This window comes from Streptomyces sp. NPDC007929, assembly GCF_042959065.1.
In the GTDB taxonomy this organism is placed as follows: domain Bacteria; phylum Actinomycetota; class Actinomycetes; order Streptomycetales; family Streptomycetaceae; genus Streptomyces.
The window spans coordinates 466,051-484,619 of sequence record NZ_JBIBKD010000008.1 but is presented as its reverse complement, the minus strand read 5'-3'; the positions used below and the strand labels follow the sequence as shown (position 1 = coordinate 484,619).

General features: G+C 71.3%; 19 protein-coding genes and 3 pseudogenes. 12 read left to right on the top strand and 10 right to left on the bottom strand.

Going from position 1 to position 18,569, the window contains the following annotated elements:
- Positions 1-115: 115 nt before the first annotated feature.
- Positions 116-565, top strand: coding sequence for a hypothetical protein (locus ACFZDE_RS28285; RefSeq protein WP_391204410.1), 450 nt, complete (start codon positions 116-118; stop codon positions 563-565).
- 3 nt (positions 566-568) lie between these two features.
- On the opposite strand, the gene ACFZDE_RS28280 is transcribed toward ACFZDE_RS28285, so the two are convergent.
- The 3 genes from ACFZDE_RS28280 to ACFZDE_RS28270 form a co-directional block, all read right to left on the bottom strand.
- On the bottom strand, positions 569-1,699 hold the full coding sequence (locus tag ACFZDE_RS28280) for a SigB/SigF/SigG family RNA polymerase sigma factor (RefSeq protein WP_391204407.1): 1,131 nt from the start codon (positions 1,697-1,699) through the stop codon (positions 569-571).
- Positions 1,700-1,716: 17 nt separating this feature from the next.
- Positions 1,717-2,130: a hypothetical protein gene (locus tag ACFZDE_RS28275; RefSeq protein WP_003992877.1), complete on the bottom strand. Its 414-nt coding sequence runs from the start codon at positions 2,128-2,130 to the stop codon at positions 1,717-1,719.
- A gap of 260 nt (positions 2,131-2,390) precedes the next feature.
- The gene (locus tag ACFZDE_RS28270; RefSeq protein ID WP_053672413.1) at positions 2,391-2,651 is read right to left on the bottom strand and encodes a UBP-type zinc finger domain-containing protein; all 261 of its coding nucleotides are present in this window, start codon (positions 2,649-2,651) and stop codon (positions 2,391-2,393) included.
- Positions 2,652-2,713: 62 nt separating this feature from the next.
- Between ACFZDE_RS28270 and ACFZDE_RS28265 the strand changes: the two genes are divergently transcribed.
- On the top strand, positions 2,714-4,312 hold the full coding sequence (locus ACFZDE_RS28265; RefSeq protein ID WP_391204404.1) for a Na+/H+ antiporter: 1,599 nt from the start codon (positions 2,714-2,716) through the stop codon (positions 4,310-4,312).
- Positions 4,313-4,452: 140 nt separating this feature from the next.
- Here the strand turns inward: ACFZDE_RS28265 and ACFZDE_RS28260 are convergent, their stop codons facing one another.
- Complete coding sequence (locus ACFZDE_RS28260; protein WP_391204401.1) at positions 4,453-5,361, bottom strand: pyridoxal-phosphate dependent enzyme; 909 nt, start codon at positions 5,359-5,361, stop codon at positions 4,453-4,455.
- 252 nt (positions 5,362-5,613) lie between these two features.
- Between ACFZDE_RS28260 and ACFZDE_RS28255 the strand changes: the two genes are divergently transcribed.
- From ACFZDE_RS28255 to ACFZDE_RS28220, 8 genes and pseudogenes are all read left to right on the top strand, one after another.
- A complete protein-coding gene (locus tag ACFZDE_RS28255; RefSeq protein WP_391204397.1) occupies positions 5,614-7,020 on the top strand; it encodes a family 2B encapsulin nanocompartment shell protein in 1,407 nt (468 codons plus the stop codon).
- A 111-nt stretch (positions 7,021-7,131) separates the two neighbouring features.
- A complete protein-coding gene (locus tag ACFZDE_RS28250) occupies positions 7,132-8,364 on the top strand; it encodes a polyprenyl synthetase family protein (protein WP_391204394.1) in 1,233 nt (410 codons plus the stop codon).
- A gap of 366 nt (positions 8,365-8,730) precedes the next feature.
- Complete coding sequence (locus ACFZDE_RS28245; RefSeq protein ID WP_391204391.1) at positions 8,731-9,351, top strand: GNAT family N-acetyltransferase; 621 nt, start codon at positions 8,731-8,733, stop codon at positions 9,349-9,351.
- Between the two features lie 46 nt (positions 9,352-9,397).
- Positions 9,398-9,724 (top strand): annotated as a pseudogene (locus tag ACFZDE_RS28240) (dihydrofolate reductase family protein); the annotation flags it as partial.
- 26 nt (positions 9,725-9,750) lie between these two features.
- A pseudogene (locus tag ACFZDE_RS28235) lies at positions 9,751-9,883 on the top strand (LITAF-like zinc ribbon domain-containing protein); the annotation flags it as partial.
- Between the two features lie 318 nt (positions 9,884-10,201).
- Positions 10,202-10,615, top strand: a complete 414-nt coding sequence (locus tag ACFZDE_RS28230; RefSeq protein ID WP_390993824.1) for a YciI family protein — start codon at positions 10,202-10,204, stop codon at positions 10,613-10,615.
- Between the two features lie 199 nt (positions 10,616-10,814).
- A complete protein-coding gene (locus ACFZDE_RS28225) occupies positions 10,815-12,035 on the top strand; it encodes a sigma-70 family RNA polymerase sigma factor (protein ID WP_391204388.1) in 1,221 nt (406 codons plus the stop codon).
- A 10-nt stretch (positions 12,036-12,045) separates the two neighbouring features.
- A complete protein-coding gene (locus ACFZDE_RS28220) occupies positions 12,046-12,261 on the top strand; it encodes a hypothetical protein (RefSeq protein WP_390993826.1) in 216 nt (71 codons plus the stop codon).
- Here the strand turns inward: ACFZDE_RS28220 and ACFZDE_RS28215 are convergent.
- Both ACFZDE_RS28215 and sodN read right to left on the bottom strand, forming a co-directional pair.
- Positions 12,258-13,043 (bottom strand): VOC family protein, encoded by a 786-nt coding sequence (locus ACFZDE_RS28215; RefSeq protein WP_391204385.1) that lies wholly within the window; start codon positions 13,041-13,043, stop codon positions 12,258-12,260. The two genes, ACFZDE_RS28220 and ACFZDE_RS28215, sit on opposite strands and share 4 nt — an antisense overlap.
- Before the next feature lie 127 nt (positions 13,044-13,170).
- Positions 13,171-13,566, bottom strand: coding sequence for a superoxide dismutase, Ni (gene sodN / locus ACFZDE_RS28210; protein WP_031140564.1), 396 nt, complete (start codon positions 13,564-13,566; stop codon positions 13,171-13,173).
- On the opposite strand from sodN, the pseudogene sodX reads away from it, so the two are divergent.
- A pseudogene (gene sodX, locus ACFZDE_RS28205) lies at positions 13,478-13,963 on the top strand (nickel-type superoxide dismutase maturation protease); the annotation flags it as partial. The gene sodN and the pseudogene sodX sit on opposite strands and share 89 nt — an antisense overlap.
- Before the next feature lie 65 nt (positions 13,964-14,028).
- Here sodX and ACFZDE_RS28200 read toward each other — a convergent pair.
- Positions 14,029-14,688, bottom strand: coding sequence for a CGNR zinc finger domain-containing protein (locus tag ACFZDE_RS28200; protein WP_390993842.1), 660 nt, complete (start codon positions 14,686-14,688; stop codon positions 14,029-14,031).
- An 89-nt stretch (positions 14,689-14,777) separates the two neighbouring features.
- On the opposite strand from ACFZDE_RS28200, the gene ACFZDE_RS28195 reads away from it, so the two are divergent.
- Complete coding sequence (locus ACFZDE_RS28195) at positions 14,778-15,548, top strand: methyltransferase domain-containing protein (protein WP_390993843.1); 771 nt, start codon at positions 14,778-14,780, stop codon at positions 15,546-15,548.
- 55 nt (positions 15,549-15,603) lie between these two features.
- Here ACFZDE_RS28195 and ACFZDE_RS28190 read toward each other — a convergent pair whose 3' ends face one another.
- The 3 genes from ACFZDE_RS28190 to ACFZDE_RS28180 are packed head-to-tail and all read right to left on the bottom strand — an operon-like array spanning position 15,604 to position 18,286.
- On the bottom strand, positions 15,604-16,365 hold the full coding sequence (locus ACFZDE_RS28190) for an ATP-binding cassette domain-containing protein (protein ID WP_390993844.1): 762 nt from the start codon (positions 16,363-16,365) through the stop codon (positions 15,604-15,606).
- Positions 16,362-17,303: an ABC transporter permease subunit gene (locus ACFZDE_RS28185; protein ID WP_391204382.1), complete on the bottom strand. Its 942-nt coding sequence runs from the start codon at positions 17,301-17,303 to the stop codon at positions 16,362-16,364. The genes ACFZDE_RS28190 and ACFZDE_RS28185 overlap by 4 nt, the downstream gene beginning before the upstream one ends.
- 32 nt (positions 17,304-17,335) lie before the next feature.
- Positions 17,336-18,286 carry a transporter substrate-binding domain-containing protein gene (locus tag ACFZDE_RS28180; protein ID WP_391204379.1) on the bottom strand — a complete coding sequence of 317 codons (951 nt, stop codon included), beginning with the start codon at positions 18,284-18,286 and terminating at the stop codon, positions 17,336-17,338.
- Positions 18,287-18,569: the final 283 nt, after the last annotated feature.

Here is an 18,569-nt window from a genome sequence, read left to right as displayed (position 1 = left end):
GACTGGCAGCGTACCTACTGGGTGGTACCTGGCCCATACCGAGGTAGGGATCAGGTAAGAGGACGGGGGCGAACCGTGCCACGGGGGCGCGTACGGCGGAGGCTACTCTTCAGGGGTGAGCAGTGAGCAGACCCCCACCACCGGCGAAACCGCCGGCCCCCGCCCCCGGCGTCTGACGTACGCGGCGCTGCTGGCCGCGCTGGAAGGGCTCGCGCTGGTCGTCGGCGGCGTCTGGATCCTCGTTCTCGGCCTCACCGGGCATCCGGACGACCGGCAGCAGGCCGTGACCGGAGGCATCACGCTGGCCGTGCTCGCACTGCTGCCGCTGATCGCCGCCCGCGGGCTGCTCGGCTGCCGCAGCTGGAGCCGCGGCCCGGCCGTCATCACCCAGCTCATGGCGCTGCCGGTGGCCTACAACCTGCTGCAAGCCGACAGCATGGCCATCCCGGCCGGGATCGCCCTCGCGGTCGTGGCCGTCGCCTCGCTCGTGCTGCTGGTGAATCCGGAGACGACCCGGGCCCTCGGCATCCGCGGGCCCGGCAACCCCGGCAACGTGGAGAAGTAGCACTCACTCCTCGACGAGGAGCTTCTCCCGCAGCTGCGCGAGCGTGCGCGCCAGCAGCCTGGAGACGTGCATCTGGGAGATGCCGACCTCCTGCGCGATCTGCGACTGGGTCATGTTGCCGAAGAAGCGCAGCAGCAGGATCCGCTTCTCACGCGGCGGGAGATCCTCCAGCAGCGGTTTGAGCGACTCCCGGTACTCCACGCCCTCCAGCGCCTCGTCCTCCGCGCCGAGGGTGTCGGCGACCGCCGGGGACTCGTCGTCGGTGTCGGGGACGTCCAGGGACAGCGTCGAGTACGCGTTGGCGGACTCCAGGCCTTCCAGGACCTCCTCCTCCGAGATCGCCAGCTTCTCGGCGAGCTCGTGGACCGTGGGTGAGCGGCCGTGCAGCTGTGAGAGCTCGGCCGTGGCCGTGGTCAGCGCCAGGCGCAGCTCCTGCAGCCGGCGCGGGACGCGCACCGCCCAGCCCTTGTCGCGGAAGTGCCGCTTGATCTCACCCACGACCGTGGGGGTCGCGTACGTGGAGAACTCCACGCCGCGGTCCGGGTCGAATCGGTCGACCGACTTGATCAGGCCGATCGTGGCGACCTGGGTGAGGTCGTCCAGCGGCTCGCCGCGGTTGCGGAAGCGGCGCGCGAGATGCTCCACGAGTGGCAGATGCATGCGGACCAGCTGATTGCGCAGCTCCGCGTACTCGGGGCTGCCGCTGTCCAGCGTGCGCAGTTTGAGGAACATCTCGCGGGCACCGCTGCGGTCCGGAGAGCCGTGATGCCCACCTTGCGCGTGATGTGCGCGCGGCGCCTGATCCTCGGAGTTCCGCTCGTGCTCGCTCATCGTCCCGCCCGTCGCCCTTCCCCGAGCGCTCGCCTCCTCCGCCACCCTCGACTTCGCTCGGGTGGGAGGACCCCCCTGGGCGGCCGGGGATGCGGCGATCCCCCCGCCCGGAGACGCGCTCCGCACGGCACCGTCCCGGTCCGGCCGCCCGGAGCCCGGGAGGACGGCCTCCACGGAGTCGTCCTCGGGATGCGGTCGGGCCTGCTCGGGGATGCCGTCGATGCCGTCCGCCATGCGCCGGGCACTCCTCGTGCCCGTGCCCTCGGTCGGCAGCTCTCGTGTGCCGCGCTCTTCGTCCCGCACCGGCCCGTCCTCGCTCCTCACGCCGGCCCGGGTCCCGCGCCGCGCTGTTTGTAGAGGCTGATCGAAACGGTTTTGTCCTTGTCCACGGCAGAGGAGACCTTGCCCGCGAGGGCGGACAGGACCGTCCAGGCGAAGGTGTCCCGTGAGGGAGCATGGCCGTCCGTGGTCGGCGCCGAGACAGTGACCTCGAGTGAGTCGTCGACGAGGCGGAAGACGCAACTGAGCACCGAGCCGGGCACGGCCTGCTGAAGCAGGATCGCGCAGGCCTCGTCCACCGCGATGCGCAGGTCCTCGATCTCGTCGAGGGTGAAGTCCAAACGGGCCGCGAGACCGGCCGTGGCCGTACGCAGCACCGACAGGTAGGCACCCGCGGCCGGCAGCCGGACTTCCACGAAGTCCTGGGTCGCGGGCTCGCCTGCGATCTGGGACACCCTCACCTCCATGGTGGTACAAGCGTTTCAGGGCCGAGAGTCGCCCCTCGGGATAACGCGATACGTGGTTCAGCGGTGACGCTATCGCGCTCTCGACGGTCCTGTCCCCGGGACCCCAACCCCTTGTCGTCACTCACAGTAAACCTGTGGATACGCTCCGTGTCTAGGGGTTGGGCGGGCCCAAATGGGAAGAGCGCGCGCCGGGTTGACGTACCCAGACGTCAGACGGTCGAACCGTCCGCAGCCGGGGTGCTGTCGCGTCACACCAGGACATGGTCGACGAAGCACCACCGCCAGGTCTCCCCGGGCTCGTGGGTCCGCATCACGGGATGACCGGACTCCTTATGATGCTCCGCCGCGTGCCGTCCCGGCGAGGAGTCGCAGCAGCCGACGTGACCGCAGCTCAGGCACAGCCGTAGCTGCACCGGATCCATGCCCTCCGCCAAGCACTCCGGACACGTCTCGCTGAGCGGGCCGGGTTCGGGGTGCGGCAGCGCGTCGGCGTGCGTGCACTGTTTCATGATTGCCAGGTTACGACGGTCGGGCGGAAGACCGCGTCGAAAAACGAGGGCGGGCGAGAACGATGGACGTGATGCCACTGCTGCTGCTCGTGGCGGGCAGCGCCGCGATCGCCGCGGCCGCGCGGCGTACCCCGGTGCCGGCGCCCCTGCTGCTGGTAGCCGTGGCGCTGGCGGTCAGCTACGTCCCGGGGGTGCCCGACTACACGCTCGACCCGCACGTCGTCCTGCCGCTCATCCTGCCCCCGCTGCTGCACACGGCGGCCACCGACAGCTCCTACCTCGACCTGCGCGCGCAGCTGCGGCCGGTCGCGATGCTGTCGGTCGGGTACGTGCTGTTCGCGACCTTCGTGGTCGGCTGGGCCCTGTACGTGATCGTGCCGGACATGCCGCTGACCGCGGCCCTGGTCTTCGGTGCGGTGGTGGCACCGCCGGACGCGGTCGCGGCGACGGCGGTGGCCCGCCGCGTCGGGCTGCCGTCGCGGATCACCACGATCCTCCAGGGCGAGTCCCTGCTGAACGACGCGACCGCGATCACCGCCTACCGGGTCGCCCTGGCCGCCGCCGTCGGCGAGGGCGCGACCTGGGCCGGGGGCATCGGCGAGTTCCTGCTCGCGGCGGTCGGCGGCGTCGTGGTGGGACTGCTGCTGATGGCCCCGCTCCACTGGCTGCGCACGCACGTGAAGGAGGCGCTGCTGCAGAACACGCTCTCCCTGCTGATCCCGTTCGTCGCGTACGCGGTCGCCGAGCAGGTGCACGCCTCCGGTGTCCTCGCGGTCGTGGTCGTCGCGCTCTACCTGGGACACCGCGCGTGGGAGGTCGACTTCGCGACCCGCCTCCAGGAGGAGGCGGTCTGGAAGATGGTCGCCTTCGTCCTGGAGTCGGCGGTGTTCGCGCTGATCGGGCTCCAGCTGCCGGTGGTCCTCAGGGGCCTCGGGGAGTACGAGGGCATCGACGCCGCCTGGTACGCGGTCGCCGTCTTCCTGGTCGTCGTCGCGACCCGGTTCGTGTGGGTCTACCCGGCCACCTTCCTGCCCCGGCTGCTGTCGGCCCGGGTGCGGGAACGGGAGCAGAACCCGACCTGGAAGGGGCCGTTCGTCATCGCCTGGGCCGGGATGCGGGGCGTGGTCTCCCTGGCCATCGCCTTCTCGATCCCGCTCACCATGCACGATGGCGAGGAGCCCTTCCCGCAGCGGAACCTCATCCTCTTCCTGACCTTCACGACGGTCATCGGGACCCTGGTCGTGCAGGGCTTGACCCTGCCCCCGCTGATCCGGCTGCTGAAATTCCCCGGGCGGGACGCGCAGACCGCGACGCTCGCCGAGGCCAACGCCCAGGCGCAGGCCTCCCGGGCCGCCGAGCGGCGCCTGGACGAGCTCCTCGCCGACGAGCGCAACGCCCTGCCCGCCCCGCTCGCCGATCGGCTCCGCATCGTCCTGGAGCGCCGCCGCAACGCCGTCTGGGAGCGGCTCGGGCAGGCCAACCCCGTCACCGGCGAGTCCGTCGACGACACCTACCGGCGGTTGTCGCGGGAGATGATCAGCGCCGAGCGCGAGGTGTTCGTCAGGCTCCGGGACGGCCGCTACATCGACGACGAGATGCTGCGGACCCTGCTGCGCAGGCTGGACCTGGAGGAGGCGGCGGCCTTCCGGGAGGCCGCGTGAGGGCGGGTGGTGCCTTGGCGGGTGGTGCCTGCCCGACGGCGACGGGCCGATGACCTCGTGGCGATGACGGGCCATGCCCGGGCCATGCGATGACGGGCCATGCGATGACGGGCCGAGCCTTCAGATGACGGGCCGAGCATTCAGGGGAAAGGCCGCCCGGTGATCACCGCCGCCACCGCCGTCCCGCGCGGGAACGCGCCTTCTCCGGCCAGAATGACGAGCCCGTACAGCAGCTTGGCGACATACAGGCGTTCGACGGGCAGGCCGTGCCGTTGCTCGAAGTCCGCCGCGAAGGCCTCGAGCTCGGCGGGCACGCGCGCGTAGCCGCCGCAATGGAAGCGCTCGTCCAGGCTCCAGGTGCCGCGCCGGCCACCGAAAGCCGCACGTTGCAGGGTCTCCGTCTCGGTGGCCAGGAAGCCGCCCTTGAGCACCGGCACGCCCAGGGCCCGCTGGCCGGTAGCGAGACCGGCCGCCAGCCCCGCGAGCGTGCCGCCGGTGCCGCAGGCCACGGCGACGGCCTCGGCCCGGCCGCGCAGTTCGGTGCCGAGCGCCCGGCAGCCGCGGACGGCCTCGGTGTTGCTGCCGCCCTCGGGGACGACGTATGCCTCCTCGGCGTCCGCCGCGCGCAGGATCCCGGCCAGGGTCGGCGGCTCGGACTTGTCCCGGTAGGTCGCCCGGTCGACGAAGTGCAGCCGCATGCCGTCTGCCGTGCAGCGGGCCAGCGAGGGGTTGAGGGGCCGGCCGGCCAGCTCGTCGCCGCGGACGACGCCTACGGTGGGGATGCCGAGCAGCCGCCCGGCCGCGGCCGTCGCGCGCAGGTGGTTGGACCAGGCGCCGCCGAAGGTGATGACCGTACGGCCGGCCGCCGCGGTCAGATTCGGAGCCAGCTTGCGCCACTTGTTGCCGATCAGCTCCGGGTGGATGAGATCGTCTCGCTTCAGCAGCAACCGCACGCCCCGGCGCTCGAACCGGCAGTCCACGACCTCCTGCACCGGCGACGGCAGCCGGGGGCGCAGCGCGGCGATCGAAGGAGTGTCGGGGCTGGTCACCGGCCCATTGTCACCCGTGAGTGGGGCTCGCGGGGCTCGGGGCTGACGCCGGGCCCGCGCCCCCAGTCCTTGATCCGGGGGCTGGACACGGACGCTTTCGAACGCGATGACGGGCCCCCTGCCCAGCGCGGCAAAGATCCATTCCCGCTCTTTCGGGTAATAGCACCAGCACGCTGAGTGAGGAAGGCTTGCCCGTGCACATCGATGCCCGAGGCATATGGGCGTCGGTCACAACCGGGAGGGCAGTTCTCTATGTCGGTAGGCGAAGAGGTCCGCACGGAGCAGACCAAGCCGCAGCAGAGTCTCGGCACGGCGGCCGCGCGGAACCTGGCCACCACGACCAAGTCCGTGCCGCAGATGCAGGAGATCAGCTCCCGCTGGCTGCTGCGGATGCTGCCGTGGGTCGACATCCAGGGTGGTACGTACCGGGTGAACCGTCGGCTGACGTTCGCCGTGGGCGACGGCCGTCTGACGTTCGTGAAGACCGGCGACCGTGTCGAGATCATCCCCGCGGAACTCGGCGAGCTGCCGGTACTGCGGTCCTACGACGACGAAGAGGTGCTCTTCGAGATCGCCCGCCGCTGCGAGCAGCGGGAGGTTCCGGCGGGCGACGTGATCGCCTCGTTCGGCAGCCCGTCCGACGAGGTGTACCTCCTCGCCCACGGCAGGGTGGAGAAGGTCGGCACCGGCCCGTACGGCGACGACGAGTCCCTCGGTGTCCTCGCCGACGGCGCCTACTTCGGCGAGGACGCCCTGCTCGACGAGGACGCGATCTGGGAGTACACGGCCCGCGCCCTCACCGCGTGCACCGTGCTGGTGCTGTCCCGCCAGGAGTTCGCGCAGATCGCGGAGCGCTCGGACACTCTGCGCGAACACCTCCAGCAGGCCCGCTCGATCCCCGCGCAGCGCTCCAACAAGTACGGCGAGAAGGAGATCGACCTTGCCGCCGGCCACTCCGGCGAGCCGGACATCCCGCACACCTTCGTCGACTACGAGGCCCGGCCCCGTGAGTACGAACTGAGCGTCGCCCAGACCGTGCTGCGCATCCACTCGCGCGTGGCGGACCTCTACAACCAGCCCATGAACCAGACCGAACAGCAGATCCGGCTGACGGTCGAGGCGCTGAAGGAGCGCCAGGAGCACGAGCTGGTCAACAACCGCGACTTCGGACTCCTGCACAACTGCGAGTACGACCAGCGGATCCAGCCGCACGACGGCGTGCCCGGCCCGGACGACATGGACGAGCTGCTCAGCAGGCGCCGCGGCACCAAGATGCTCCTCGCCCATCCGCGCGCCATCGCCGCGTTCGGCCGCGAGCTCAACAAGCGCGGACTGGTCCCCGAGACCATCGACATGGCCGGCAACCGCATCCCGACCTGGCGCGGGGTGCCGATCTTCCCGTGCAACAAGATCCCGGTCTCCGACGCCCGTACGACGTCGATCATCGCCCTGCGTACCGGCGAGGCCGACCAGGGTGTCATCGGCCTGCGCGCCTCGGGCATCCCGGACGAGATCGAGCCGAGCCTGTCGGTGCGCTTCATGGGCATCAACGAACAGGCCATCATCAAGTACCTGGTCACGGCCTACTACTCCGCCGCGGTGCTGGTACCGGACGCGCTCGGTGTCCTGGAGAACGTCGAGATCGGCCGTTGGCGGTGACACTGCCGGTCCACCGGCCGTGTCCCCGCGCGCCTAGGCGGGTACATCCTCGGGGTACGCGCCCAGCGGCAGCGGAAGCGTCACCGTCCGCTCATTCTCCGAGGCGGTCCCATGGGTGAGTCCCTCACGGAGCCCAGGACGGAGGCGACGCTGCCCGCACCCTGCGGGCAGCACGGCACGGCAGGAGCCCTCGGCCACGCCACCGCCGAGGGGCACGAGGGGGCCGTGCTACTGGCGCGGGCCCGGGCGGAGGTCGATCCGGTGCTGCGGGCCGCACTCGGCTCGCTGCCCCGGCCGATGCGCCGGGTCGCGCTCTACCACTTCGGCTGGCAGCAGGCCGACGGCAGCCCGGCGGAGAGCGACTCCGGCAAGGCGATCCGGCCCGCGCTGGTCCTCGCCGCAGCGGACGCGCTCGGCGGGCCCGAGGCGCGGGCAGGGGCGGTCGGGGCCGCCGCCGCGGTGGAACTGATCCACAACTTCACACTGCTGCACGATGACAATCACGCACTGCGCCACGATCACAGCGCCGCAGTGCCGCGCGAAGACAACGTCACCCTGCCGCACGACCACAACCGCACCCTGCCGCACGACCACAACCGCACCGTGCCGCATGGCGACGTGATGGGCCCGGACGCGAGCCGCCGGTACCGCCCCTCCGCGCGGACCGTGTTCGGCGACGCCGACGCGCTTCTCGCGGGGGACGCCCTCCAGGCGCTGGCCCTGCGGCTGCTCGCCCAGGACCCCCACCCGGCGTCGCCGGCAGCCGCCGTCCGGCTCGCCGACTGCGTCATCGAACGATGTGCGGGGCAACACGTGGACAGGGCCCTGGAGCGGTGCGCCCCCGCGGAGGTCACGCTCGACGGGGTGCTCGCCATGGTGGAGGCCAAGACCGGCGCCCTGCTCGGGAGCGCCTGCGCGATCGGCGGGCTGTACGCGGGCGCCTCGGACGAGGAGGTGGCCGCGCTGGACGCGTTCGGTCGGGAGGCCGGGCTCGCCTTCCGGCTCATCGACGACGTCATCGGCCTCTGGGGCGGCCAGGTCGGCACCGGCAAGCCCGCCGGTGCCGACCTGGCCGCCCGGAAGAAGTCACTGCCGGTGGTGGCAGCCTCCGGCACACCGGCGGCCGCTGAGCTGGCCGGGCTGTACGCACGACCCGGCGACAAGGAGGACCTGGACCACCTCGCCCTGACCGTGGAGCGCGCGGGCGGCCGCGACTGGGCGCAGGAGCAGGCGGCCGACCGGATGGCTCGGGCGATACGGCAGTTGGCCCGAGCGGTGCCGGACCCGGAGGCAGCGGGGGGTCTGCTGGCGCTCGCCGAGTTCGTGACACGGCGGACCGGCTGACGGGCGGTGGCGTCGATCGCTCGGTGGCGCGATCGGCCGCTGATCGCCGGTAAACGTGACGACCTTCGGGTGACCGAAGGGCAGAGCCCCGGAGCGCCGGGGCCGTGCGGCTCCTGACCCCGCACGGTCATCCGGCCTCCGGTCGGCGGGTCCCGCACTGCCCCACGGTGTGCGGGGCCCGCCCCTTTCCCCAACCGGGCTCGACGGTCCGCGCGGTCCGTAATGCGCGTACGGCGCGTAAGGCCTGCACGGCGCCGAATTTGAGCAAATGTTCGACTGAATCTCGCCAAGATCCGGCTCGTTCCCCTCCGCGAGGGTCGACGCCCCTACGATCAACGCCCGTCGGGTCGAGCGAAGGGGCGGGGCATGGGAGTGGCCATCCGGACGGCGGTCGAAGGGGACAGGGAGCTGATCGTCCGGCTTCTGGACGAGGCGTTCCAGGACGACCCCGTGAGTGGCTGGGTCTTCCCGGAGGTGGCGGACCGCCGCGCCAAGCACCCCGCGCTCATGGCGGCGTTCACCGACATCGTGCTCGCGGCCGGCCGTATCGATGTGACGGAGGACGGCTCGGCCTGTGCGCTGTGGTTTTCCGTGCTCGCCGACGAGGGTCAGGGCGATGGCGACACCGGGGACGACGACGGTCCGGCCCCCGTGCGCGAGGCCGTCGACCCGGACAACGAGCGCATCGAGACGATCGGCCGGCTGACGGCCGCCGTCCACCCCGCCGGGCGGGCCCACGAGTACCTGTGGATGATCGGTGTGGCACCCGGCCGCCAGGGCGAGGGGCTGGGTACCGCGCTCATCGAGGCCGTCCTCGACCGGTGCGACCGAGAGGGACTGCCCGCCTACCTGGAGGCCAGCAACGCCCGCAGCCGCAAGCTGTACGAGCGCCTCGGTTTCGAGCTCGCGGGATCGGTCCTGGACCTGCCGGACGGCCCGGCGATGTGGCCCATGTGGCGCGAACCCAGGCCGCACCAGCCGGCCTAGCACCCCTCCGGCTGAGCTTCGGACCCCACTCACACCGCCGCGCCCCGCTCACCTCACTACGCCCCGCCCGCCCCGCACCCTGACGGCGTCGCCCGACCCGAACGTCGAGATCATCGCGGACGACCTGGTCGGCAAGGTGCGTGAACTGAAGGCGGAGGACAGCGAGTTCGACATCTACCTGTGCGGCGGCGCGACGGTCGCCGGCCAGCTGCTCGACGAGGTCGACGAACTCGTCATCAAGACCTACCCCATGGTGTACGGCTCGGGCATGCCGATGTTCCGCTCCGGGGTCGCGATCTCGGACTTCACCCTGGAGTCGGTCCGCACGTTCGGCAACGGCACGCTGGTGCGCACGTACAGCAGGAAGCGCTGAGCCTGAGACCGGCCTACCCTGAGGACATGGGCAGCGAACAACACGTCTGTCCGGCCTGCGGACAGCCAGTGGAAACAGTCGTCCGGCGCCACAAGACGCTGGGCACCTGGGTCCCGCTCTGGGTGGCGGGACCGTGCCGCAACCCCGAGTGCGGCGCCTACGACGCGGAGGGCGCCGCCGATCGCGACGCCGGGCACGAGGACGGCCGTCACGGCGACAGCAGCGACCGCGGCCACCGCCGCCCCGGCCCCGGCCACCGCGGCCCCGGTCACGGTGACACCGGTCAGGGCACCCGCCCCCCGGAACGCGACCGGCCCGCCGACGCTACCGCCCCACCGGCCCCGAGCCCGCCCGAACCGGCCCCCTGAGAAATCACCGCGAAAAGTCCCCGAGCCCGTGTCGAGATACGCGGCCCGGCTCCGACGTCCCCTGTGAAGAACCGCCCGCCGGGGCGGTGAGAGCCGAAGGAGCGGACTGATGAAGTACCTGGTCATGGTGCAGGGCACACAGGCGGACTACGAAGCCATGCGCGGCAAGGCGTCCGCGGACTCCCCGGCCTGGAGCGAGGAGGATGTGCGGACCATGTTCGCCTACATGGGCGCCATCAACGACGACCTGTCCGAGAGCGGCGAGTTCGTCGACGGGCAGGGCCTGGCCGAGCCGGCACAGGCCCGGCATGTCACCCTCGGTGACGACGGCAAGGCCGTGATCACCGACGGGCCGTACAGCGAGACCAAGGAGCTGCTGGCCGGCTACTGGGTCCTGGAGTGCGAGAGCCTGGAGCGGGTCACGGAGATCGCCGAACGCGTCGCCCGCTGCCCCCAGCCGGCCGGCGCGCCCGACTACCCGGTGGTGATCCGCCCGATCATGGACGGCTCCGGCGACGTCTGACGAAGCGCCCGACGCCGCAGCGCCCGCCCGCGGACGGGCCCGACGCCGAAACGCCCGCACACGGACGGGCCCGACGCCGCAGCGCCTGCACACGGACGGGCCCGACGCCGAAACGCCCGCACACGGACGGGCCCGACGCCGCAGCGCCTGCACACCGAAGCGGTTGACACCGAACCGCCCGACACCGACGGACACGCTGGTGCGAAGCACACCCGAGATCGAGGACCTGCTGCGCCACAACGCGCCGCAGGTCCTCGGCGCGCTGGTCAGACGGTACGGGCACTTCGACGCCGCCGAGGACGCCGTACAGGAGGCGCTGCTCGCGGCAGCCGCGCAGTGGCCCGAAGCGGGGGTACCGGGCAATCCGCGCGGCTGGCTGATCAAGGTCGCCTCGCGGCGGCTCACCGATGCCCTGCGCAGCGAGCGGGCCCGTCGTCAGCGCGAGGAGCGGGCGGCCGCGCTCACGCCCCGCGACGCCTTCACGGCTCCGCCGCCGGGGGAGCGGGCACCCCGAGAGGACGACACGCTCTCGCTGCTGTTCCTGTGCTGCCACCCGGACCTGTCGCCGTCCGCGCAGATCGCGCTCACGCCGCGCGCGGTGGGCGGTCTGACCACGGCCGAGATCGCCCGAGCCTGCCTGGTCCCGGAGACGACCATGGCGCAACGCGTCAGCCGGGCCAAGCAGAAGGTGCGGGGGGTGCGCTTCGGCCGCCCGGACCGCTGGGAACAACGGTTGCCGTCCGTCCTGCAGACCCTCTACCTGATCTTCAACGAGGGCTACACGGCCACCTCCGGCGTCATCCTGCAACGCCGCGACCTCGCGAGCGAGGCGGTGCGGCTGACCCGCACGGTCCACCGGCTGCTGCCCGGCGACTGCGAGGTGACCGGCCTGCTCGCGCTGATGCTGCTCACCGACGCTCGGCGCGAGGCGCGCAGCGGGCCGCACGGCGAGCTGGTCCCCCTCGACGAGCAGGACCGCGACCGCTGGGACCGCGAGGCGATCGAGGAGGGCGTCGCCCTCATCACCGGGGCCCTGTCCCGGGGTCGGCCGGGGCCGTACCAACTGCGGGCCGCGATCGCCGCCGTGCACGACGAGGCACCCTCGCCCGAGGCGACCGACTGGGCCGAGATCCTCGGCCTCTACGACGTCCTCGTCGGCATGGTCCCCGGCCCGGTCGAGCGCCTCAACCGCGCGGTCGCCGTCGCCATGGTCCACGGCCCGCGCGCGGGCCTGACCGAAGTGGACGGCCTGGCCGCGGAGTTGAAGGGCCACCGCCTGGACGCGGTACGGGGGCACCTGCTGGAGCGCGCGGGTGAGCCCGAAGCCGCCCGGGCCGCCTACGAGTCGGCCGCCGCGCAGACCCTGAGCCTGCCCGAGCAGCGCTACCTCCGGTCCCGGGCGGCGCGGTTGGGCGACTAGCGTGTACGGCATGGGTGAACCGGGGGTGCGGCGCCGCACCGTATGGCGTCTGGTCGTGGTCGGATGGGCGCTGGCCGTGGCCGTGGCGGGCGGGCTGACGCTGTGGATGCGGGACGCGACGGAGCCACCGGGGCCGTACGTCTGGGAGCAGACCGACCCCGGCGACGCCCAGCACCTGCCACCCTGCCCGACCCCCCAGGCCTGCGCGTATGCCATCACACCCTAGGGCCTGTCGTTCGGATCAGCGCGCGGACGCGGGGCCTGGTGCGCGTATCTGGCGCGCCGGCCGCCGGTCGCCGGGTCGCGGGTGGTCAGGCAGTACGTGCCGCCCGCCGGGTCGCGCATGACCGTCCAGTCGGGGAAGGCGGCCACGAAGGCGGCCCCGAGTTCCTCGTGCCGGGCCCGAGTCGCCGGGACGTCCGCGCAGGCGAGGTCAAGGTGGGCGGAGGCCGGGCGCTCCTCGTCGAGGCGTTGCAGGAGCAGACGGACCGGCAGACCGGGCGGCGGCTCGACCACGTGGAACTCCGCGCGGGAGACCGGCCGCGACTCCCAGCCGTCGAGCAGGGCGCTCCAGAAGGCGACCTCCCTGTCGTAGGCCGAGGCCGGGACGTCCACGCACACCTGGTCGAGCCGGCTGCCCCGCACCACACCCGGCCGCGACGCCTGCCCGCGCCACGGGTCCGCGCAGAACGACTGCCCGCCGGGCGAGCGCAGCACGACGAGCGACCCCAGGTCGGCCACCACGCCCGCGCCGAGTCGCACCGCCGCGGCGGCGAACTCAGGTACGTCGTCCACACAGAAGTCGAGGTGCGCGCCCCCGGAACCCGGGCCGACCGCCTGCACCTTGAGGCACGCGTCGGCGCCGTCGGGCAGCAGGGTGACGAACTCGTCGTGCTCCCCGCGCGGTTCGGACAGGCGGGTGTCCGTGACGGCCGTCCAGAAGTCGCAGGCGGCGCCGAAGGCCTCACGCGGGCGGTCGATGAAGGCGTACGTCCAGCTGATCCTCATGGCCGCGATCGTAGAGCGGCCGAGCCACCGGCGGAGGCCTCACGTCCCCACCCGTGTGAACCTCGACCTGCCACGGCGAAGGGGTCCGACCGGTTCTCGGTCGGACCCCTTCGGCGCCCGAAGGCGATCAGGCCTTCTTGGTCTCCCAGAAGATCTTGTCGATCTGGGCGATGTAGTCCAGCGCCTTCTGGCCGGTGGCCGGGTCGGTCGAGCCCTTGGCGGCCGAGAGGGCCTTCAGGGTGTCGTTGACCAGCTGGTGCAGCTCCGGGTACTTCTCGAAGTGCGGGGGCTTGAAGTAGTCGCTCCAGAGCACCGAGACGTGGTGCTTCGCGAGCTCGGCACGCTGCTCCTTGATGACGGTGGCGCGCGCCTGGAAGTGCGGGTCGTCGTTGGCGGCCATCTTCTCCTGCACGGCCTTCACCGACTCCGCCTCGATGCGGGCCTGGGCGGGGTCGTACACACCGCAGGGAAGGTCGCAGTGGGCACTGACCTTGACCTTGGGGGCAAACAGGCGGGAAAGCATGGAGCATTCCTTCCTCGTGATCGTCTTCTCACAGGGGACATTACTCCGTGGGGGACGGCTTTTCGCGGGTGCCCCCATGGGCTTAGGACAAAAGTCCGGGGTGAGACTGAGACTGGTGGAGGAAGATTCGGGGAGGTGCCGGGTGATGCCGGAGCTGTCGCAGGAGTCCGAGCGGGACAGGCCCGCCCCGCCCTTCGGGGTGGCCGAGGTGACCGGGCCGTCCATGGTGCCCACGCTGTACCACGGGGACCGGCTCCTGGTGCATTACGGGGCCCGGGTCAGGCCCGGGGACGTCGTCGTGCTGCGGCACCCCTTCCAGCAGGACCTGCTGGTCGTCAAGCGGGTCGCCCAGCGGCGCGAGAGCGGCTGGTGGGTGCTGGGGGACAACGCGTACGCGGGCGGCGACAGCACCGACTACGGCGTCGTGCCCGACGACCTGGTGCTGGGGCGGGTCCGGTTCCGCTACCGGCCGCGCAGGTCGGACCGGCGCTCGCCCTGGGCGCTGCTCGGCTGGGCGCTGTCGGCGGCCAGGCCGGTGTTCTCGGGCAGGTCGGGCCGGGCGGCCTCCAGGCGTTTGCGGGCGCGGTAGGCCGCCACGTTGGCGCGGGTCGCGCAGCGGTCGGAGCAGTAGCGCCGGGAGCGGTTGGTGGAGGTGTCGAGGTAGGCGTTGCGGCAGGGCGCGGCCTCGCACAGACCGAGCCGGTCCGCGCCGTGCTCGGTCAGGTGGAACGCCAGGCCCATCGCCGCGATCGCCGCGTAGCCGGCGGTGGCGTTCGACGGGTGGTCGGCCAGGTGCATGTGCCACAGGGGGCGGCCGTCGTCGTCCCGGAAGTCGTGCCCCGAGATCTGCGGGCTCACCGGGAACTCCAGCAGCAGCGAGTTCAGCAGGTCGACGGCGAGCCTCTCGTCGCCCGAGTCGGCCGCCTCGAAGACCGCGCGCAGCCGGGCCCGGACCGAGCGGAAGCGGGTCACGTCCGCCTCGGTGGCGCGGCGGGCCGCGGACTGACTGGGCCCGAACAGATCGCGGACGGCCCCGACCGACGTCAGGGCGTCCTTGCCCCGGGCCGGTTCCTCGGTGTTGACGAGGCGCACGGCGTAGTCCGAGTAATAGGCCAGTTCCACTTGTAGTCCTTACGGAGGGGCTTTATCGTCGTGGGCGTGCACTGGTAACAGCTGATGGTGCTTCCAGGGTATTACGAGGGAGGGGCTCGATGACGGACGCCGGTATGACGACGGCCACCGCCGACTGGCACGCCTGGCAGGAGAGCTGGGACCGGCAGCAGGAGTGGTACATGCCCGACCGCGAGGAGCGCTTCCGGATCATGCTCGACATGGTCGAGGCGCTGGTGGGCACCGCCCCGCGCGTCCTCGACCTCGCCTGCGGCACGGGCAGCATCACCGCCCGGCTGCTCGCCCGCTTCCCGGACGCCACCAGCACCGGCGTCGACCTCGACCCGGCCCTCCTCGCCATCGCCGAGGGCACCTTCGCCGGCGACGACCGGGTCCGGCTGGTCACCGCCGACCTCAAGGACCCGCACTGGCCGGCCGAGCTGCCGTACGACGCGTACGACGCCGTCCTGACCGCGACGGCCCTGCACTGGCTGCACCGGGAACCCCTCGCGGACCTCTACGGCCAGGTCGCGGGACTCGTCCGCGCCGGCGGTGTCTTCATGAACGCGGACCACATGATCGACGAGTCGACGCCCCGGATCAACGCGGCGGAACGGGCCCAGCGGCACACCCGTATGGATCAGGCCAAGCGGGACGGCGTCCTCGACTGGGCCGAGTGGTGGCAGCTCGCGGCGAAGGACCCGGCGCTCGCGGAGCCCACCGCCCGGCGCTACGAGATCTACGGCGAGCACGCGGACGGCGACATGCCCTCGGCGCAGTGGCACGCGCGCGTGCTGCGCGAGAAGGGGTTCGGCGAGGCCAGGCCCGTGTGGTGCTCGCCCTCGGACACCCTGCTGCTGGCCGTGAGGTAGCACGCACGAAGGGGGCGGTACGGAGATCCCGTACCGCCCCCTCGCCGTGCGTACCTCAGAGCACCTTGGACAGGAACGACTTCGTCCGCTCGTGCTGCGGGTTGGTCAGCACCTCGCGCGGGTGACCGGATTCGACCACCACACCGCCGTCCATGAAGACCAGGCTGTCGCCCACCTCGCGGGCGAAGCCCATCTCGTGGGTGACGACGATCATCGTCATACCGGACTCGGCCAGGTCGCGCATGACGTCCAGGACATCACCCACCAGCTCCGGGTCCAGCGCCGAGGTCGGCTCGTCGAACAGCATCAGCTTCGGGTCCATGGCCAGGGCCCGGGCGATGGCGACGCGCTGCTGCTGACCGCCGGAGAGCTGAGAGGGGTAGTTGCCCGCCTTGTCGGCCAGGCCCACCCGGTCCAGCAGCTCCTGGGCACGGGTGCGGGCCTGGCTCCTGCTGACGCCCTTGACCTGGACCGGTGCCTCCATGACGTTCTCCACGGCCGTCATGTGCGGGAACAGGTTGAAGCGCTGGAAGACCATGCCGATGTCCCGGCGCTTGACCGCGACCTCGCTGTCCTTCAGCTCGTGGAGCTTGTCGCCCTTCTGCCGGTAGCCGACCAGCTCGCCGTCGACGTACAGACGGCCGGCGTTGATCTTCTCCAGGTGGTTGATGCACCTCAGGAACGTCGACTTGCCGGAGCCGGAGGGGCCGATGAGGCAGAACACCTCGCCGGACTTCACCTCCAGGTCGATGCCCTTGAGGACCTCTACGGGGCCGAAGGACTTGTGAACGCCCTCGGCCTTGACCATGGCGGTCATGCGGTGCCTCCCGTCGACGCCGAGCGGTTGGACAGGGACAGCAGGTTCGCCTTGATCTTCTGGAACGGCGTGGCCGGCAGGGACCGGCTCGAACCACGCGCGTAGTACCGCTCCAGGTAGTACTGGCCCACGCTGAAGATCGAGGTCAGCAGCAGGTACCAGGCCGCCGCCAGGAACAGCATCTCGGCCGGGGCACCGGAGGTCTGGCCGATGTCCTGGGCCGCGCGCAGCAACTCGGGATACTGGACGACCGAGACCAGCGAGGTCGTCTTCAGCATGTTGATGACCTCGTTGCCCGTCGGCGGCACGATCACGCGCATCGCCTGCGGGATGACGATCCGGCGCAGCGTCTTGGCGTGGCTCATGCCCAGCGCGTGCGACGCCTCGGTCTGGCCCTCGTCGACCGAGAGCAGACCGGCACGGCAGATCTCCGCCATGTACGCCGCCTCGTTCAGGCCGAGGCCCAGCAGCGCCGTCAGGAACGGGGTCATGAAGTCCGACCACTCGTCCTTGTAGAACGGCCCGAGGTTGATGTACTCGAAGACCAGGCCCAGGTTGAACCAGACGATCAGCTGGACCAGCACCGGGGTGCCGCGGAAGAACCAGATGTAGAACCACGCGATGGACGAGGTCACCGGGTTCTTCGACAGGCGCATCACGGCGAGCAGAACGCCGCCGATGATGCCGATCGCCATGGACAGCACGGTCAGCAGGAGCGTCTTGCCGACGCCGTTGAGGATGCGGTCGTCGAAGAAGTAGTCCGGGATCGCGCCCCAGTTGATCTTGCCCTGGGAGAACGCGTAGACGATGCCACCCAGCAGGGCGAGTGCGACGACGGCGGAGACGTACCGCCCGTAGTGCCGGACCGGGATGGCCTTGATGGCCTCCGGTCCGGCCGGGGGCGTGTCGGCCGGCGTCTTGTCGATGTCAACAGTCACGGGTGTTGCCTTTCAGTGCCGCTGCGCTGCGGTCACTTGCCGCCGTTGATGGTGGCCGCGTCGATCGAGCCGTCCGTGACGCCCCACTTCTTCATGATCTTCTCGTACTCGCCGCTCTTGATGACGGCGTCCAGCGCGGCCTTGAGGGCGTCCCGCAGCTCCGTCTGGTTCTTGGCCACCGCGATGCCGTACGGAGCGGCCTCGACCTGCTCGCCGACCAGCTGGAAGTCCTTGCCGCCGCCGGAGGTCTTCACCGCGTACGCGGCGACCGGGAAGTCGGACGAGCCGGCGTCGGCGCCGCCCGCGCGCAGGCGGGTCTGGGCCTGCTGGTCGTTGTCGAAGGGCTCGATGGCGATCTTCTTGCCGGACGGGCACTTCTTCGACTCGGCCTTGGCGAGGTCCTCCGAGACCGTGCCGCGCTGCAGCACGATCTTCTTGCCGCACAGGTCCGACCAGGTCTTGATGCCCTGGTCGTCACCCTTCTTGGTGTAGATCGAGACACCGGCGGTGAAGTAGTCGACGAAGTCGACGCCCTCGCCGACCTTCTTCCCGGTGTCGGAGTCGATGCCCTCCTGGCGGTCCTTGGTGTCGGTCATCGCGGACATGGCGATGTCGTACCGCTTGGAGCGCAGACCCGTGATCAGCGTGTCGAACGTGCCGTTCTCGAACTGGAAGTCGACCCCGAGCTGCTTGCCCATGGCGGCGGCGAGGTCGGGGTCGATGCCGACGACCTTGCCGGAGCTGTCCTTGAACTCGACCGGGGCGTAGGCGATGTCGGAGCCGACCTTGATGACACCCTTGTCGCGGATGGCCTGCGGCAGCTTGTCGGCGAGCGGAGCCGAGGCCGCGGTGTCGCTCGAGCCGGTGTCCTTGGTCTGGTCACCGCATCCGGTGAGCATCAGCGCGCCTGCGACCGCGATCGCACCGACCGCTGCTAGCCGGGAGTGCGCGGCGGTCGTACGACGGGTGGAGCTTGCGGTCATGGTGGGTTCCTCCGGCGGATGGGTGGAGTTGCCGATGGGGCGGGCCGCCACCGATGGGGTTCGGCACGGCCGTGGCACGCCGAAAAGGTTCGGCAGTGCCGTGGGTCGACGAGAGCACACCTCTTCGAGTGTCGCGACCTCGTGTGATTACGGCATCTTGCCATTCGGACTACGCGATTCTGGGGGCCAGCCATGTCAAAATCGGATAACGGGCGACCCCCGAACCGCACCACTCCGGTACATCACGGCCGGACCTTCTATAGGAATCGCCCCTTCCGGCCGG